15 protein-coding genes are annotated in these 16,133 nt (G+C 58.5%); 9 read left to right on the forward strand and 6 right to left on the reverse strand.

All coding sequences use genetic code 11. From position 1 onward, the window contains the following. The first annotated feature begins 165 nt into the window (after positions 1–165). Entirely contained in the window at positions 166–1,239 is a 1,074-nt protein-coding gene (locus tag LU196_RS07900; protein WP_232758425.1) for a hypothetical protein, read from the forward strand. Here the strand turns inward: LU196_RS07900 and LU196_RS07905 are convergent. The 6 genes from LU196_RS07905 to LU196_RS07930 are packed head-to-tail and all read right to left on the reverse strand — an operon-like array spanning position 1,205 to position 6,909. After that, entirely contained in the window at positions 1,205–2,635 is a 1,431-nt protein-coding gene (locus tag LU196_RS07905) for an amidase (protein ID WP_232758424.1), read from the reverse strand. The two genes, LU196_RS07900 and LU196_RS07905, sit on opposite strands and share 35 nt — an antisense overlap. Continuing rightward, positions 2,628–2,834, reverse strand: coding sequence for a hypothetical protein (locus tag LU196_RS07910; protein ID WP_232758423.1), 207 nt, complete (start codon positions 2,832–2,834; stop codon positions 2,628–2,630). The genes LU196_RS07905 and LU196_RS07910 overlap by 8 nt, the downstream gene beginning before the upstream one ends. Beyond that, positions 2,812–4,449 (reverse strand): M28 family peptidase, encoded by a 1,638-nt coding sequence (locus tag LU196_RS07915; RefSeq protein ID WP_232758422.1) that lies wholly within the window; start codon positions 4,447–4,449, stop codon positions 2,812–2,814. Before LU196_RS07915 ends, LU196_RS07910 begins: the two co-directional genes overlap by 23 nt. Before the next feature lie 14 nt (positions 4,450–4,463). Beyond that, complete coding sequence (locus LU196_RS07920; RefSeq protein WP_232758421.1) at positions 4,464–5,636, reverse strand: MFS transporter; 1,173 nt, start codon at positions 5,634–5,636, stop codon at positions 4,464–4,466. Continuing rightward, positions 5,633–5,971 carry a hypothetical protein gene (locus LU196_RS07925; protein ID WP_232758420.1) on the reverse strand — a complete coding sequence of 113 codons (339 nt, stop codon included), beginning with the start codon at positions 5,969–5,971 and terminating at the stop codon, positions 5,633–5,635. Before LU196_RS07925 ends, LU196_RS07920 begins: the two co-directional genes overlap by 4 nt. Further along, complete coding sequence (locus LU196_RS07930) at positions 5,956–6,909, reverse strand: hypothetical protein (protein WP_232758419.1); 954 nt, start codon at positions 6,907–6,909, stop codon at positions 5,956–5,958. The genes LU196_RS07925 and LU196_RS07930 overlap by 16 nt, the downstream gene beginning before the upstream one ends. A 516-nt stretch (positions 6,910–7,425) precedes the next feature. On the opposite strand from LU196_RS07930, the gene LU196_RS07935 reads away from it, so the two are divergent. The 8 genes from LU196_RS07935 to LU196_RS07970 all read left to right on the forward strand — a co-directional run bounded on the left by LU196_RS07935 (position 7,426) and on the right by LU196_RS07970 (position 16,133). After that, entirely contained in the window at positions 7,426–7,635 is a 210-nt protein-coding gene (locus tag LU196_RS07935) for a hypothetical protein (RefSeq protein ID WP_232758418.1), read from the forward strand. Between the two features lie 105 nt (positions 7,636–7,740). Then, complete coding sequence (locus LU196_RS07940) at positions 7,741–9,009, forward strand: hypothetical protein (RefSeq protein WP_232758417.1); 1,269 nt, start codon at positions 7,741–7,743, stop codon at positions 9,007–9,009. A gap of 48 nt (positions 9,010–9,057) precedes the next feature. Beyond that, the gene (locus LU196_RS07945) at positions 9,058–9,708 is read left to right on the forward strand and encodes a hypothetical protein (RefSeq protein ID WP_232758416.1); all 651 of its coding nucleotides are present in this window, start codon (positions 9,058–9,060) and stop codon (positions 9,706–9,708) included. Between the two features lie 27 nt (positions 9,709–9,735). Further along, a complete protein-coding gene (locus tag LU196_RS07950; RefSeq protein WP_232758415.1) occupies positions 9,736–10,668 on the forward strand; it encodes a putative PEP-binding protein in 933 nt (310 codons plus the stop codon). Positions 10,669–10,682: 14 nt separating this feature from the next. After that, a complete protein-coding gene (locus LU196_RS07955; RefSeq protein WP_232758414.1) occupies positions 10,683–12,815 on the forward strand; it encodes an FAD/NAD(P)-binding protein in 2,133 nt (710 codons plus the stop codon). Continuing rightward, positions 12,812–13,843, forward strand: a complete 1,032-nt coding sequence (locus LU196_RS07960) for an alkaline phosphatase family protein (RefSeq protein ID WP_232758413.1) — start codon at positions 12,812–12,814, stop codon at positions 13,841–13,843. The genes LU196_RS07955 and LU196_RS07960 overlap by 4 nt, the downstream gene beginning before the upstream one ends. Next, on the forward strand, positions 13,837–14,910 hold the full coding sequence (locus tag LU196_RS07965) for an aminotransferase class I/II-fold pyridoxal phosphate-dependent enzyme (RefSeq protein ID WP_232758412.1): 1,074 nt from the start codon (positions 13,837–13,839) through the stop codon (positions 14,908–14,910). The genes LU196_RS07960 and LU196_RS07965 overlap by 7 nt, the downstream gene beginning before the upstream one ends. Next, the gene (locus tag LU196_RS07970) at positions 14,907–16,133 is read left to right on the forward strand and encodes a nucleotidyltransferase family protein (RefSeq protein WP_232758411.1); all 1,227 of its coding nucleotides are present in this window, start codon (positions 14,907–14,909) and stop codon (positions 16,131–16,133) included. The genes LU196_RS07965 and LU196_RS07970 overlap by 4 nt, the downstream gene beginning before the upstream one ends.

Below are 16,133 nucleotides of genomic sequence, written 5' to 3' on the forward strand. Positions count from 1 at the left end.
TGTGAGACCTAATTTATAATTATATTTCACGCACTGCTCATCCGGCTTAATAATAAGGCCTTTCAACCCCATTCCGCCTGCAAGAATTACCACCACAATGCATTGACACAAACATTATTTAGTTAATAATAAATATTCACCCCCATTCTTCTCCACGGGAAAAATATGTTTTCAGCTAATAACCTCGAATTACTTTTTGATGATGACATCCCTGTTGAGCATTTATTCGTTGCGGCTAACGACTTTCCGCTTCCGCAGCGGTTATCCTGGCTATATATCATCGCCAATGTGCGCGAGAGTCCTCTATTTGACGACTATCAAACGGCACTCACCCACCGCAGGGAGGCAGCGACATACCGGCAGGTTGATACGCTCTATGCACAAACCCGGCTGACGTTGCATCTCTGCCAGTGCGACGTTGATCGGCCGGCACTGGCGCAGGATATCGTCGAGATGACGCAGCATATTGCGCAACGCATTCGCTGGGACGATCTGCACATCGATCCAGAACGCCCCCATTATCTGCGTGCTGACGCGCTGGCGGCCGGGCTGACTCACGTCACCTCTGTCGAAGCCGTGTGCCACTCGCTTGATCTTGACTGCCTGAACGTGACGTCAGACAGCGCTACCATTGCGATCAACGGCATCCCTGTTGACGTCATTGCTGATAGCGATAACTATGCCGATCTGCGTCTCGACGGAGAGACGCGAAGCGCGAGTATCGCCCTGCATGCCGCCAACTTCACATGCCTCACGCCGCGCGAAGCGCTTGAGTTGGCGCATGAAATCGGTCACTGCCGCAATCATCTCTCCAGCGACCATCCCAGCGGAGACTTTGCGCTGCCGTTCTGGGACACCGAACTGCCCGCTTTTGAGGAGGAGTGGCGGTTATGCGCCGCGCAGGATCCCACTCTCGATCTGCACGCCTGGGCGCTGGAAGCCATTAAGCAATCGGTGTTCGCGCTCTTTCCGCTTCTGGCCCCGGAATACGGTGTCGCCCGCGCCTACCGCGAGGCCCTTGCGCACAATCCCCTCTACGCCAAGAGCACCCACACCCCGACGTGGTTACTGGAAAAAACGCCGCTTTTTGTGTGGACTGGCGTGCCTTACGTGCACTATTTTCTCAGCCTTGCCCATCTGCTGTTACGCCATCACCCCGAGGATGCGACGCTGGCGCAGCTGTTGTCCCGCAGCTATACGCGTTTTACGCTGCGGAATCGGCCTGCTGACGCAGCATAATCTCATCACTGACCGCGGGCATGGCGAGCCAGTTCTCCATCGCCGCGCCCGCATCAAGCACCCCGTTATCATCAAACAGGCGACCGACCAGCTGCATACCCAGCGGCAGTCCGTCTGCCGTCAGGCCGAGCGGCAGACTGAGTGCAGGGTTGCCGGTGACGTTAAAGGGGATGGTCTGCGTCGGAATCACATGGCTGGCCGGCGGCCAATCCTGCGAAAACTCATCAAAGTGCGGCGCCGCCCGCAGGGTGCCCGGAAACAGCAGCAACGAATAATGCGAAAACAGCTCGGCGTTCAGCCAGCCAGTGAGTTCGGTACGCAAGCGGAAGGCATCGAGCAACTCGGCTGCCGTAATTGTCGCGCCGGGAAAGATACGCTGAAAGGTAAAGCGACCATATTCAGCGCCGCGTTCGCGCAAGGTGTGCTGATGAACCGCAAAGGACTCCGCCGCCATAATGACACGCCCGCACGCGTTAAACAGGGCAAAGTCCTTGAATCTCACCTCATCCACCTGCGCGCCCGCGTCCCTGAGAAAGCCCACGGCGCGATCCATCGACGCAATCAAGGCCGGGTCGGTATGGGGGTTATCGGTCAACAAATGTCGTGGCCAGGCGATGCGACGGCCCGACCACGTGACGGCGCGCGGGGTGAAATCCAGCGCACGGCGAACGGTGGTGGGATCGGCCGGGTCATGTCCGGCAATCACCTGCAACACCCGGCGGGTATCGTCACTGAAACGCGTTAAAGGCCCGCAGTGATCCAGCGTCCAGGAGAGGGGAAATACGCCCGCCCGTGAGACGAGGCCGTAGGTAGGCTTAAAGCCCACCACCCCGCATAAACAGGCCGGGCCGCGAATCGAGCCGCTGGTATCGGACCCGAGGGCAACCGGCACCAGCCCCGCCGCCACGGCGGCGCCTGCTCCGGAGGACGATGCGCCGGTAAAATGCGCCCGGTTCCAGGGATTGCGCGCCGGCGGAAAAGGCAGCTCATGGCTGGGCCCACCCAGCGCAAATTCATGTGTCGCCAGTTTCCCTAAATAGACGCCGCCCGCTGCTGCCAAACGAGCCGCCACGGTACTGCTGCGCGCAGCACGATGCTGCAACATCACGTGTGAATGGCAGGTTGTCGCCTCCCCTTCTACGTCGAAAATATCTTTAAGCGCATAAGGAATACCGGTTAACGGCCCCACCGGTGCGCCCGAGGCCAGCCAGGCGTCGGCGCGCTGTGCATCGCGATAAGCTCGCGCCCGGTCAACATGAATAAAGGCATTCAGCCCCGGATTGAAGCGATCGATACGCGCCAGAAAGTACGCCGTTAACGCCACCGAAGTCATCGTCTTCTGCTGCAAGCGGCGCGCCAGTTCAGCCAGCGAAAGAAGGTGCAGGGCGTTATTCACGGGTGGCCTCGTAATGGTAAACGACCGCTTCCGGGAAAAAGCCGTTGGCCGGTTCAGCGTGGGCAACACGGCACGCGTCGATTTGCGCCACCGCCTGCCGAAGCTCGATCACGCACTGTAACGTGCCCGCGCGCCAGGCCGGCGGCACGTCGATGGCGGTGCGCGCGATGCAGTGTTCAAAAAGCTGGTGTGGATCCATACGGTTCGCCCCCCGGCGTGTGCGTGGCTGTGCAGATCTGAAAATAATCGGACGCGGCAAAGATCGCGCCGAGTAAGGCCGTCGTCTCGACAGTGAGCGCCAGCCCCACGGTGTCAGCGGACTCGCGCAGCAGCGCCTTGCCGTGGCGGCCATCGGCCCCAATGGCGCATAGGTGCAGCAGCGCAAGGTAGCGCTTGTCCCGTGCAATCAAACTCTCAAGGGCCTGCCGCAGCGGCGTCGGTAACTGTTGGATAAGCCGCCGGAGGTTCAGTGGCCCGGCCCAGCGGCCCAGCACGCCGTTGGGCTCTGGAGGAATAATCGGACGCAGCGGCACAATCTGTTCGGGCGCCAGCGCCTGGAGTTGCATTGTCAGCGCCAGCGCCACAGCAACGGTGCGCTTCATCTCTGTGACGGAGACTTTATCGGGCAGATCGGCCGCCGTATGGTTAAACCTGTCGTCGAGATGGCACAGCTGCAACGCCGCGCAGTTACGCGACGCATCGCTGTGGTTCACAAACAACGCGTGATCGGAAAAGCCGTGAAAAGGCACGCTGACCCAGGAGCCGGGATGTCCGGCGGTCAGCGCAAAAACGTCCTGCATCAGCGTTCTGGCCATCTCTCCCAGCGGGGAGGCCAGCCGGGAAGGTGGCAGCTCAACGCACATCGGCGATCCGCATCGTTCCGGATCTTCGCCGACCATATCCAGATTAATCACCGCAAGCGGGCCCGGCAGATGGCGTCGTTGATACTGCATGGCCGCCACGCCCAAAAACTCCGGTCCCCAGATCACCCGAAGCGGATAGCGCAGCGTGTTAGACCGTGCCGTGAGATGCTGCACCAGCCTCGCGACCTCCAGCGCAGCGCTCACGCCGGAGGCATTGTCGTTCGCCCCGGCGCGCGAATGGCACAGATGGGCGGTGATCCAGATCTCCCGTTCACCCGGCATACCGGGGATCGACGCGCTCACCACGGGCATGATCGCTTCATCATCAATCACAATTTCAACGTCCGCCGCGATGTCGGCGCGCGCCAGATCGCGCAGCTCGTCCGGCAGCACGCTGAACGCGAATAAGCGACAGCCGGGCGGCAGTTCCAGACGCCCACGCCAGTAACGACCACTGTGCGGGTCAAAACGGGCAAACGCATCGGTGATCACGCCCGCTGCGCCCCGCTGCTCAAGGTGCGCCAGCAGACCGGCGGTCGGATAGTCTGCCGCCGGAATCAGAACAATTTTCCCGTTAAGATCGGTGGCCGCATCCAGCCACACCAGCGGGAACGCACCGCAGGCTGCCGCCGAATAGGTGGCGAGCGTAAACGGCTCACGCTGGTGATCCAGCGTGCAGGCCGGATGACGTAGCGACAACGTCGCCTTGACCGGCGTCCAGGCCATCGGGGCCTGGAAATCCCACCAGCGCTGGGCCCCATCCGCCGCGAAAGTCTGTATCTCGACGTCGCGCATCCCTCGCGCTTCCGCCGCCCGTGCCACCACCGTTGCCGCTGCCATAATGCCTTTTGAGGCTTGGTAACGGTCAAATGCCCCCAGCGCATGGATCACGTCAAACATCTCGCCTCCACTGCTCACCCTCAACGCCCATTCCAGCCAGTTCTGCGTCATGCTTCGCCTCGTGGTCAGTAATTGTCCGAGAGTTTTTCCTGCATGCTGAGTGCGCTGGAGGCCAGCAGCACCAGGGTGCCTGACACAAACAGCGCTCCCATCACGCCCAGCACCATGCCGGTCGAGACCTGATTGCCCCACAGGGCATACAGCCCCAGTGACACAGGAATGAACATTTTGAAAATGCTGCCGGTGATCCCATTGATCTTGCCGAGATCCTCTGCGGGGGCCACCACCAGGCGGTAAGTGCGCACGCAGACGATATAAAGAGAGAACAGGAAGGATTCACAAAACAGCATGGCACCCAAGGTGACGGGCGTAACGTGCAGACTGGTGAACAGGTAGGCGACGCCAATCAGCGGGATGCTGTAGGCCAGCACCCGAATCACGCCGACGCGTTGCTCAATATATTCTGACAGCCAGGAGCCGCTGAGGGCCCCCAATCCGCCAACGGCGAACAGCAGCCCCACCTGAAAATCCGTGAACGCAAAGCTGGATTTCGCGCAGTACATCACCACCACTTCAGACACCACGATCACGGCATTGGCAAAAGCCGTCCACCACGACAGCACCCACAGATTACGCAGGCGGTAGAGCGCGCGGAAGCCGTAGACTACATCGGGGATAAACGGCTTTTTTGCCCTGACAGGCGGACGCCGAAAGGTCGCCATGCCCAGCAGCAGGGCCGCCGACAGCAGCACCCAAGAGACGTGCAGCGCCTGGGTGTAACTCAACAGCAGCAACAGCGCCCCAATGATGGCCGGCCCGGCGCTCTCCATGACGTTGGTCACCATATTGGTATAGCGGTTGTAGGCAATCAGTCGGTTATCGGGCAAGGCGGTGCGCGACTGCACAATCAGTGCGTTGTTGGCAAAGTAGGTCATGCCCATCAGCATGAACACCAGCAGGAAAAGCAGATGCGGGGCGGGCGCACCGTATCCCGCCAGCAGCACCAGCACCGCCGCCTGCCCCAGCGTCCCGAAGGTAAACCCCCGGCGACTGCCGACCCTGTCCACCAAGGCACCAATAATGAACCCCAGCACCATAAACGGCAGGTATTCAAACAGCCGCACGTAGCTCATCAAATCATTGGATTGCGTCTGCTGAAAGGCCCAGAGCGGCAAAATAAAATTGCTGATTTTCTCCGCAACGGCTTTCAGCATGGCAATGATGATCAGCACGGTCATGACGCAGCGCTGTCCCGCATAAAATGGGCCACAAACGCACGGTCTTCCATAAACACGGGGAGATCGGCCTGGCCGAGCAGTTCGCTCACCTCATGGCGCAAAGGCGTGTCCGGCATCGCCTGGCAAACCGAGCGCAGAAAGGCGAAAAAGCGCCCCTCCCCGTCCAGCATGGCGATGCGCCCGCGCGTGACAATGGCCCGCTGCGGGAACGTCAGCGGCGTTTCAATGCCCTCCTGCAGCGTCATTCTTTTCCATACGCCGCGCAGATCCACCAGCGGCTCCGCTTTAATGGCAATGCCAAGGCTTATCATTTGAAACATCATTGATTGATACATAACCGCTCCTCCACCGCCTGTTCGTCGCGATACACCGCATACACTTCATCCTGCATGTCGTAAAACAGGAAATTGAGATACGCCATGTCATCCAGAATTTCATTCTGCTGCTCGTGGGTAAGCAGTGAGATTTCCGAGAAGTAATGACGTGAGAAATCGGCGTGATCGCCCTGCACATTGATGCGGGCATGGGCCAGATGGCTGTCACGTATCCGACGGAAACCCGGAATATCGGGAATACGCTCGGAGAACATCAGCATATCTTCGTCATCCCCTTCATAGAAAAACAGGCTGGCAAAGAACGAATGCGGCCGACGGAAGGCAATATCCTTGAGGAAATCCATATAGGCTTGAGTTGAAGGAAGCGGGCGCGAGGCAAACACCTGGGCTTCATCCCACGGCGTATCCAGAAACGCTTTGGCCATGATGCGCTCATGGAACAGCTCCTCTTTGACAAAATCGCGGGCCAGTCCGGCGAGGGCTGGCGAGAAATTGTGCCCCAGAATCCCAATCAGTGAGGTGATGGCCAGATGGGTGACGTGGAAATATTCCAGCGTCCAGCCCAGCAGCAGACCGCGGTGCTTTTCCGGCTCCAGCAACGCCACGGCCAGGGGAGTTTCGCCTCGCTCTAACAACCATTTATTATTGACGATGTTAAACAGCCGGTTATAAAACGCATTTCCGGTGCTCCCCAGCGCACTAACGGGAGCAAAATCGGCGGTATGTTCAAAAACCAGATTGTTTTCCAATAGATATTCGCAAAATGGCGTTGAATCACGATCGGCGCGTCCTGTATTCACTAACGTATTCGCTAACTGCTGTGCAGCAATAAACTGCGCGTCATCATCGAAGCTTATTTCGAATACCTGTTCGAAAACATGAAATAAAAAAACACGACCGCGGAATTGAATTTTGACATCGGAGGGTAAATAGATCATCAGCAGCCCCTAATAAAAGGCAACAACGGAAATATTCAGTAATAATTAATGGCACAAATCCCTGTGCCACTAATCCGCGTTAATAGCTATTACAACGCTGCACTACCACGACGTACTTTTTTCAGTTTCTTCGTATTCATAACGACTCTCCTTAAAAGATATTCAGGTTTATGCATTACGTTCCGTTCATTCACGCTGAGGAGAATGAACTGAGGTTAGTCTTATCACACCCAAAACAAATGTCAAACGAAAGTTACTAACCAGTATCACCTAACACCAAGAGCGGCCTCTGCACCTCTCGCAGTTGACGGCTTTATGCAAAAAGCATGCTAAACACGGGCAGCAAGCCCGCGCCGCATAGGGGCGCTCGAAATCTCGCGCAATGATACTAAGTAGTAACATTCATGCTTGACAAAGTATTTGGAAGGGATATAACTAGCCTTGCTACGTAAATGTTAACGGTTGTTTATCATACGTGGCTTAACAGGTATTCCACTTTCAAATGAGGATGTGAGAATGAAAACTGCTTTAAAACAGAACCCAAGCAATAATTTCAACCTGAAAAATGAAGCTGTAAACCTGATCGGCCATGGTGCACAACATCAGATTGCCGATCTTTCCGTAAGCGAGCTGGAATCAATGCGTGCCAACCGCGCATTTATTCCGGCTTCCCGATACGGGATTGAAACCATTTGCGGTGCAAGCTGCGAAACCGGCGCACAGTAAATAGCAAAGGCCACATTTCTGTGGCCTTATTTCCATTACACATATCAATCGAGAATTAAATAATCCTATAACGACTTACTCTTCAGGGTAATGCGAGGTGATGTCATGTCAGCAAATTTATCGTTAAATTCAGAGGGGCCGTCAATCTCTGTTATCACGGCGCACGGTCGTCAACAGCTTATTAGTAATAAAGATGAGCGCTTAATTGACGTCCTGAATCGCAATAATGTTCCGTGGTCGGCGGTCTCTATTTACCAGCGTAATGAAGATGACGAGACGCTGCACCTTTGCTCCGGCCTGGAGAAGAGAATGGCTGAGTTTGATGCGGACGAGCTGTTGCTTTACTTCAACCGTAACGTGAACCCGTTTAAGTTCTCCCCTGAAAACTTCCGCATTGTGCCCGCGTCTGAAGGCGAGCAGCAGTCCACGGAGTACATCTATCAGGATTTGCAAAACAGCGACGCCAGTGCGCAAAGCTACCTGAAAAAACTGACGCCGGAAGAGTGCCAGACCATCATTGCCCAACGGGTTGCCGATACCATCAAAGCGCATTTGCCGGAAGGCGCGCACCTGGTGGTCGGCGTCAGCGGTGGCGGTGACAGCAATGCCATGCTGCACGGCCTGAGCCTGATCCGCGACTACGTACACGTTCATCCCGTGATCATCATGGGGATCCCAGACTGGGATAAAGGCGTGCCGCGCGCAAAAGCGCTCTGCGAGAAATACCAACTCGACCTCAAAGTGTTTGATGAAACCGAAGTGAAAGCGCTGCTGGGGATCCCGTCAGACGGAGAAAGTCTGATTGACCGCTTTGAGCGCCATTTTGTGGGCGACGATTTTGAGTTCCTCGGCACGCTGCTGATACGCCTGTCGCTGACACGCTATGCGCGCGAGTTAAATACCACGTTCATCAGCACCGGTCTGAATCTGGAAGATGTGCTGTGCGAAAACCTCTATCGCATGACCACCGGCTTAAAGCCTGCGTCCAGCCCGGCGCGTAAAATTGGCGATATGACGCTGGTGATGCCGCTGTGGATGTGTCCCAAACGGATCATCGACGGCTGCTTCCCGAAATACTCCCTCGACAACTACGAAGCACGCTATCCCTGTTTTTCGCTGGGTCGCAACCTCTACTACAGCGTCATTTACACCTTGCAATCGGGCTACCCCGGTTTTCCTGAGCAGATGGCTCGCGGGCTCTCCCTGCTGGCGGAGCACGATCCGGTGGAATACCACCTCGATGAACAGCTCGGTTTTTACGTTGAACGGCTGGTCCCGCTCGCGTTACGCCATCAGTTCAAAAAAATGCTTAACGATGCCCAAGGCGCGAGCCTGGACGAACAGGCAGAAGGCATTCTGCGCACGCAGCCCTGATCCCCGCCCCGACGCACCGCGTCGGGACAACATCACCCTGAGGTTTCTATGTTGATTAATCTGCTGGGTTGCGATGGCTGTGGTAAATCAACCCAACTGCGTCAGGTCATCCCCTGGCTGGAAGCCCACTACGATCGGCCCGTTCGGTCATTGGCCAAGCGGGATGCGCTTAACCTCGCGGCGATCCCGGAGGCGCGCTACTTTGGCTGCGACTATCGCACCCTTATGTACGAGATCCTGCCGGAGATGCGTGGGGCCAGCCGGGCGCTGTTTCTCTTTAACCTGCTTGCCATTCCGCTTTGTCACCAGCCGGTACAACCCGATGAGATTGTTATCCTGGACGGCGGCTGGCAGAAACATGTGGCCACCGAGATGGCGCTGGGCCTAGATGAGCACTGGCTTACGCAGCTGATCAGCATTTTTCCCCAACCGGATCTGACGATTTTTCTCGATGTCGAACCCGCCACCATCCTCGGCTGGCGCAGGCACAACCACGAGACCCACGCCCCCTATGAGTGTGGCAACCAGCCAGACTGCAGCGACGCCCGTTTTCTGGCGCACATGAACAAGGTCTACCGCATTTTGCACAGGCAGAGCCAGGAACAAAACTGGACGCGAATCGACGGCAAGCAACCCGCGACGGCGGTGTTTGAGGCGATCACCCGCACCCTCGCCGCCACCTTTGAACCCACACGCTGACAGCGTGATATTGATCAGGAGTCAGTTATGGATATTGAAGTCTCGTTAAGCGGCGAACTCCCCGACGCGCGTATTTACGAAGAGGTCTCGGCGGTGGGCCTGCTCCGCGGTGAATATATTTTTCGCCGCGCCGGAAAATACCTGACCGCCCCCGACGGGCGTCAGATCATGGAAGAGTATATTGAGAACGTTCTGCGCACCTTCCCGGATAAAGATGTCTGGTACCGTTTCGTGGATGCGCCAGCCAATGAAATCAATATGCTGGAAGGCTACGACGAATATGTCTTGGAAGAGTTCCCCACCATCGGCTTGCGCGGCATGCGTCGCGCGATGGAACTGCCCCGCACTTTCGATCTGGAATTCGACGTGATCACCACGCTCGCCAGAAAACATAAAAATCTGCACATCATGTTCCCCTACATCTGCGAAATGTCAGAAATTGAATTTGGCATGGATTATGTGCGTCGCTTTCAATTCCCCAACAAAGTCTCCTGCATGATGGAAACCCCGGCCGCCCTGTGGCACGCCAAAGATATCCAGCGGCTCGGTCTGGAGAACTTCTTGGTGGGCATGAACGATCTCAGCAGTCTGGTGGTGGGAGCCAGCCGCGGCAGCGGTTTCGATCGCCATAACCATCCGGCCATTATTGGCCTACTGAAAACGCTGCGCCAGACGCTCAGTGACGGACGTCTCAGCATCGCCGGCTATATGAAGCCTGAATTTCTGGATATCGCTAAAGAGACCGGGATGGATGCCATTACCGTGCATTACTCCTCTTTCCCGGCCTTTTTTGGCGACCGCTTTGCTGACTATCAAGACATGGACTTCATGCTGAACTTCAAAAAGCAGGATAACCGCAAGCGTCTGAGATTGTGGGCGCAGTCTCTGCTGGATGTCGCTAATGACACCAGTTCCATGACGATTCAGGGTCTGCACTGGCATAAAAAAGCCAAATCGTAACGGCTGGGAGGCGTATGGATAACGTGGTGGTGGCCATCGTCGGCGGCGGTCCTCGCGCAGTGTACGCCCTGGAGCGTCTGCTGGCGCTCTTGACGCGCCATCCGCCTGCCCATCGGCTTGCGATACATGTTTTTGATAACACAGGACGCTTTGGCGCAGGGATGGCGCACAGCGATCGGCAGAGTAAAAGCTGCTATCTCAATCGCCCGGTTGATCAGATTGCCTTTGCCGCCGATGAATCGGTCAGTGCGGCCAACGCCCTGCTTCCCGCGTCGTTGCGCCGCAATTTTTATCACTGGTGTCGCCAGCGTTTTTACGCCACAGGCGATGCGCGCTTCAATTTACAGCCCCATGATATGCCGCATCGTTATTTACACGGCCTGGCGCTGCGTGACTATTTCGAGACTTACGCTAACGCGCTGCGGGCGCTGCCTGGCGTCGAATTGACAACCCATGCTGAAGCGGTGATGGGTGTCACGCGCGCCTCCCCTTTCTTTCAGCTGCATACCCGTCAGTACCCGAGCGGTTTACGTGCCGACTATGCGCTCTTTGTGACCGGACATACGCCCTGTCGGCCCCACTGGCAAACGGCGGAAGCGCGTTATCAGCGCGGCTTGCGCTATCACGCTTACGCCTATCCGCTAGATCGGCTGGACAGCGTGCGCGCCGGGAGCCGGCTCGCCCTCAGCGGGATGGGCCTGACCGCCATCGATATCTGCCTGCATGTCACGGAGGGGCGCGGCGGACGGTTTGTGCGGGATGAGCAGGGAACCTTGCATTATCACGCCAGCGGCAATGAGCCGGCCCACATTATCGCGATCAGCCGAAGCGGCCAGTTGTACACCGCCCGCGCGCGCAATCAAAAAAGCGCCGCGGATTTACACCGACCGCGCTTTTTTAGTGAAGAGGCAATAGCCACACTGCGGCGTCACCGCGGCCGCGCCACCACGCTCCGCGATGGCAGCGTTTGCCGGCAGCTCGACTTCCGGCAGGATATCTTTCCGCTGATCGTGCTGGAGATGGCGTGGATCTACTACCGCACGCTGCTGGGCGAGCGCTTCGTGCAGGATGCCAGTGCAAGGCTCGCCCCGCTTTATCAGGCATTTTTAACGGCCTCGGTCTCAGCATCGGTAAGAGAGAATGCTATCGATACGCTGATGGCGTGCTGGCAGGACGCGTTTCGCCAAATGGCCAACGCGCTGAACCAGGCTATTCAGGGCAGTGTCACTCCAGGCCCGGCGGTACAGGCCGCCGCCGCCGCATTTGTGCGTACGCTGACGGACGAGACGATCGCCCCCGAGCACGCGGTTGATCGGCTGCGATCCCTTACGCCGTCGGCGATCAAATGGCGCCACGACCCGACGATTTTTCACCATCAATTCCACTGGCAGACGCTGTTTTATCCCCGCATGCGAGGGCATCGGCCTGGCAAAGCAGCACACCTGGAGGCCCTTGCGCGCGATCTGGCGTATGCCGCACAGGGCAATCTCGCGAATCCGCTGAAAGCGGCCTGCGACGGCGTCTGGCGCGATCTGCGCGCCGTGTTCTCCGCGGCCACCGATTTCGGCGGGCTGACGCCGGCCTCGCAGCAGGATTTTATGCGCCACTGGCTTTCACACTATAACCGTTTGTCCAATGGCGCCGGGCCAGACGCGATGGAAAAGCTGGGCAGCCTGATCGCCAGTGGACGGGTAATTATCGCCCCGGGCGGAACCCGCGTCAGCGCCTGCGGCCCCCTGCGCGGGTATCGGCTCACCGGTCGGCACTTTCGGCAGCAGGTTGATCACCTGTGCTGCGCTCGGTTACATCCGTTTGACGCGCGTCGCCAGCGTGATCCGCTCTACCCGTCCCTGATCGCATCAGGGCTGGTGCGCCTGTGGGAAAACCGCGGCGCAGACGGCGCGCGCTTTACGCCCGGTGCCCTGGATTTAACGCGCGACTTTCACCCGGTAGATAACCAAGGCCACGTCGAGCGACGCCTCACCTTTCTGGGCGCGCCGGCTGAGGGACTCTGTTTTTTCCAGAACGCCGCCGCCCGTCCCGACACCAACAGCGCCATTCTCAGCGCCGTTAACCACTGGGCAACGGATCTGCTGGCGCAGATAGCAGCCCGCACCCAGCCGATCACAGCAACGGAGCGACTATGACGGCGAACCCAGCATCATGTTCAAGCCAACGGCAGTTTCGTGAGCGCCTCCGGGCGCGCCTGGCGCGAAACACCCATCAGATTGTGTTTGCGCTGGATGGCATCCCCGGTCATCTGGTGGAGACGCTGTGGAACACGCCGGTGATTGAGCGCTGGCGCGCGGTTTTTCCCACAACCTCCACCACCGGATGGCTCAGTAGCCTCACCGGACTCAGCGTGAAAGCGCACGGTATTCCCGGCGTGGTGTTCCGCGCCAGCAACCAGCCGGATTCGCTGATCAATCTCTGCCAGTATCAGGGGGAAGCGCTGGACATCCCCACCGAGAACATTTTCCATGATGCGCGCCGCAGCGGTTACTTATCGCAGGCCGTGATAGGCGATCTGCTGCCGATAGAAGGGGCCTGGACGCGGGCATTACTGGACGGCGCAGCGATCCTCGACCGGACCGCATTTTTTACGGCGCCGCCGCAGTCGGTTCAGGCGCGTCTCGACGCACTTGACGCAGCCATTGAACGCGCACTCCAGCGCGCCGCGACGCCGACTGTGGTCTGGGTGTTTATCGACGTGGATCAGTACATTCACACCCACGGCTATGACGCGCACGTTCTCGCCTTTTTGCGCGGCGTTGAAACGCGCGCCGTCGCGCTGGCGCAGCGGGGCATTGATGCCATCGCCCATTCCGATCATGGCCTGGTGCCCGTGATCCACGACGCGCAGATCGCCCACCACATTGCCCGATTGTGTCACACCTTCGACGCCACCATGGGGGGCGCCGGGCTGACGCGCTGGTTCTACGTTCCCGCACCTCACCTCACCGCCTTCCAGCGTGCCCTGACGGCGTGCCTCGGCGAGGTGGCCGACGTTATTCCTGCCGCAGAACTGGATGACGTGCCCGCCCGCGCGGGCGATCTGTTTCTGATTGCGCGGGGTGAACGCTTTATCGCCCCGCCGCACTACCGGTATGAGCATGGCGCACGCCAGCCGGATGAACTGGACGTCTTTTATGCCGTATGGGAGGCACCATGCTAACGCGGGCCATTGATTCCTATCGCGATCTCAAGCTTGACGATACGTCAGCGCAGCTAAATCTGGCCTGGACCCAGGATGAGCGGGAGTGGATCACCCCTTCGCTGCACGGCGTGATTACGCGCAGCCTGGAAGCGGAAATCCAGGGCCAGCTGCCTGCCACGTGGCATTACGCCGTGGATGATCCCTGGGGAGAGCAGCGTCTTGCGCCTGCCATTGCCCACTACTTTGGCCTTCCGGCGCAGGCGTTTTCCCTGACCTGCGGTGCGGGCGTGATTCAGCTGTTGAGCGTGTTACCCACGTTGAGTGCCGGGCGGCACGTTGCCATCGCAGGCGAGGTCTATCCGGACTTTCCGTGGTGGTTACGCCAATCCGGACGGCATGCCGAACGTCTCACCGTCGAAACCGTGGCAGAACGCGTCCAGCAGGCTCGTCGGCTGGCGTGCGATCTCTTCTTCATGGAGCGGCCTGTACTCATGGACGGTGCCGTGATGACGCTGGAGAGCGTGTATGAACTTGGCGAGGCGCTGGCGCGTGCGGGGATCACGCTGCTGATTGATGAATCCAATGCCAACTACCTTCCGCCTGCCGCGAGCGCGGTGCATCTGCTGAGCAGTCTGCCTAACCTGATTGTGCTGCGCGGCGTGTCAAAAGCCTGGGGTTTGGGGTCACTGCGCATGGGGTTGTGTCTTTCCTCTCCCGCGCTCAGGAACAGGCTGCGGCAGCGGATTCCCCCCCTGCTTAATCCCTCTTTGACGCTGCGTATTGTCTACGAGGTGCTGATGGCCGGAGACAGTACCGCCGCACTGCGGGCGCGCATTCAGCAACAGAAGCACCGCGCGATCGCGCTCTTCGCTGGCTGGCCCGTGATCCCCTCCTGCGAGGCGATGCCCTATCTCTTTCTTCCCCCTTGCCAAGCGGCGGCGCTGCAAACGCGGGGAATCAACGGAAAACTGCACCATTTCTGGCGGGAAGCCGACACCTCCACCTCCCTGCTGCGCCTCAGTGTTCCGCTGGAGGCCAGCAGAATGCAGCGGCTGGAAAAAGCCCTAAAGGAAGACACGCGATGACAGACACGCAAGCTGACCTGGATCACCTTTTATGCTGTTTTTTGTTTGCCCCACAGCAGGCCAGAGAACGGGCGCAAACGCTCACGGCCGAGCAGTGGCAGCACTGCCTTGAACGCGCCGTCAGCCATAAAATTCTGCCGGATATTGCAGCGTACTATCAGCAGTATCAGCCCTTGCCGCTGCCGGCGCGCTATCAGGCGATTCTGCGTACCCATACGGTTGAGCGCGCCAGTTGGCTCACGGCCCTGCGGCTTGCCGCGCCGTTTAGCCAACGCGCCCAAGCCATGTTAATGAAAGGGTTTGGTCATGAAATCCTCTACCCGGAAAAACGGGAACGGTTCGCAAAAGATCTGGATGTGGTGGTGGCGGATTTCCCTGCCTTCTGCGAGATCGCAGCCCACTTGTTGAGGCATGGCTTCCATATGCCCTTTATGGCGCAGTTGATCTGGCGTAAGAAAGCCCGCTGCTGGGAGGGGTTGGCCCGCTTTATTCACCACGAGGGCAACGACGACGGCGGCGTGGAGCTGCATATCGGTGAGTTTGTGGTGGATGAACACCACAAACTTCGTTGGCCTGCGCTGCGCGCGCAGGCTACCGACGCCCACATTGACGACATTCCGCTCTGCGTGCCGGATACGCCCATGATGCTCACTGTTTTCTTCATGGAGCTGGCCACGCGCCCGGAATGCATGCTGCGGGATCTCTACGACGGCTACTGTCTGGGCATGACGCTCACCGATCGGAATCAACACACCGCCCTGGCGGCTGCCTTAAACCGTGAGGGACTGGGCGACCAGGTGAGCAAACTGATGGCGGCGTTCGCGCGCTTCCACCTCACTCCCCCCGATGGGCTGGTACAGCTTGCGGAACAGGTTCATCACACAGGGACCCCGACCACCTCCGGCTGGCGCGATCGGTTACGCAAACGTCTCGATGCGGCTTGTCAGCACGCCCCCGGTTTACTGCGGGTATTCAGTCTTCTCGATCGCCCCTGGGCCATTGGAGTGGCGATGCAGTTTGCCATCCCGATTTACGGGATTTTGATCGCGTCGGATCCGCAACCTTTGCACCTGCAGAAAATAGGACGTTACCGGCTACTGATGACGCCTGCTGGCACCTTTTTGCTGGGCGGTGTGGGCTTATTCAGCGATGAAGAGATCGCGTATTTAGAGTCGGTGATTGCCTCGTCGCCCTTGCCGCTTACCCCAGAGCCGGAGCCCTGA

It is taken from the genome of Pantoea sp. Mb-10 (assembly GCF_021272205.1).
Lineage (GTDB): Bacteria > Pseudomonadota > Gammaproteobacteria > Enterobacterales > Enterobacteriaceae > Pantoea.

Coding starts and splice junctions, on each gene's coding strand:
- LU196_RS07950 (WP_232758415.1), top strand. CDS start 9,736: ATGGATATTGAAGTCTCGTTAAGCGGCGAACTCCCCGACGCGCGTATT.
- LU196_RS07925 (WP_232758420.1), bottom strand. CDS start 5,971: ATGTATCAATCAATGATGTTTCAAATGATAAGCCTTGGCATTGCCATT.
- LU196_RS07920 (WP_232758421.1), bottom strand. CDS start 5,636: ATGACCGTGCTGATCATCATTGCCATGCTGAAAGCCGTTGCGGAGAAA.
- LU196_RS07960 (WP_232758413.1), top strand. CDS start 12,812: ATGACGGCGAACCCAGCATCATGTTCAAGCCAACGGCAGTTTCGTGAG.
- LU196_RS07945 (WP_232758416.1), top strand. CDS start 9,058: ATGTTGATTAATCTGCTGGGTTGCGATGGCTGTGGTAAATCAACCCAA.
- LU196_RS07970 (WP_232758411.1), top strand. CDS start 14,907: ATGACAGACACGCAAGCTGACCTGGATCACCTTTTATGCTGTTTTTTG.
- LU196_RS07900 (WP_232758425.1), top strand. CDS start 166: ATGTTTTCAGCTAATAACCTCGAATTACTTTTTGATGATGACATCCCT.
- LU196_RS07930 (WP_232758419.1), bottom strand. CDS start 6,909: ATGATCTATTTACCCTCCGATGTCAAAATTCAATTCCGCGGTCGTGTT.
- LU196_RS07955 (WP_232758414.1), top strand. CDS start 10,683: ATGGATAACGTGGTGGTGGCCATCGTCGGCGGCGGTCCTCGCGCAGTG.
- LU196_RS07910 (WP_232758423.1), bottom strand. CDS start 2,834: ATGGATCCACACCAGCTTTTTGAACACTGCATCGCGCGCACCGCCATC.
- LU196_RS07940 (WP_232758417.1), top strand. CDS start 7,741: ATGTCAGCAAATTTATCGTTAAATTCAGAGGGGCCGTCAATCTCTGTT.
- LU196_RS07935 (WP_232758418.1), top strand. CDS start 7,426: ATGAAAACTGCTTTAAAACAGAACCCAAGCAATAATTTCAACCTGAAA.
- LU196_RS07965 (WP_232758412.1), top strand. CDS start 13,837: ATGCTAACGCGGGCCATTGATTCCTATCGCGATCTCAAGCTTGACGAT.
- LU196_RS07915 (WP_232758422.1), bottom strand. CDS start 4,449: ATGACGCAGAACTGGCTGGAATGGGCGTTGAGGGTGAGCAGTGGAGGC.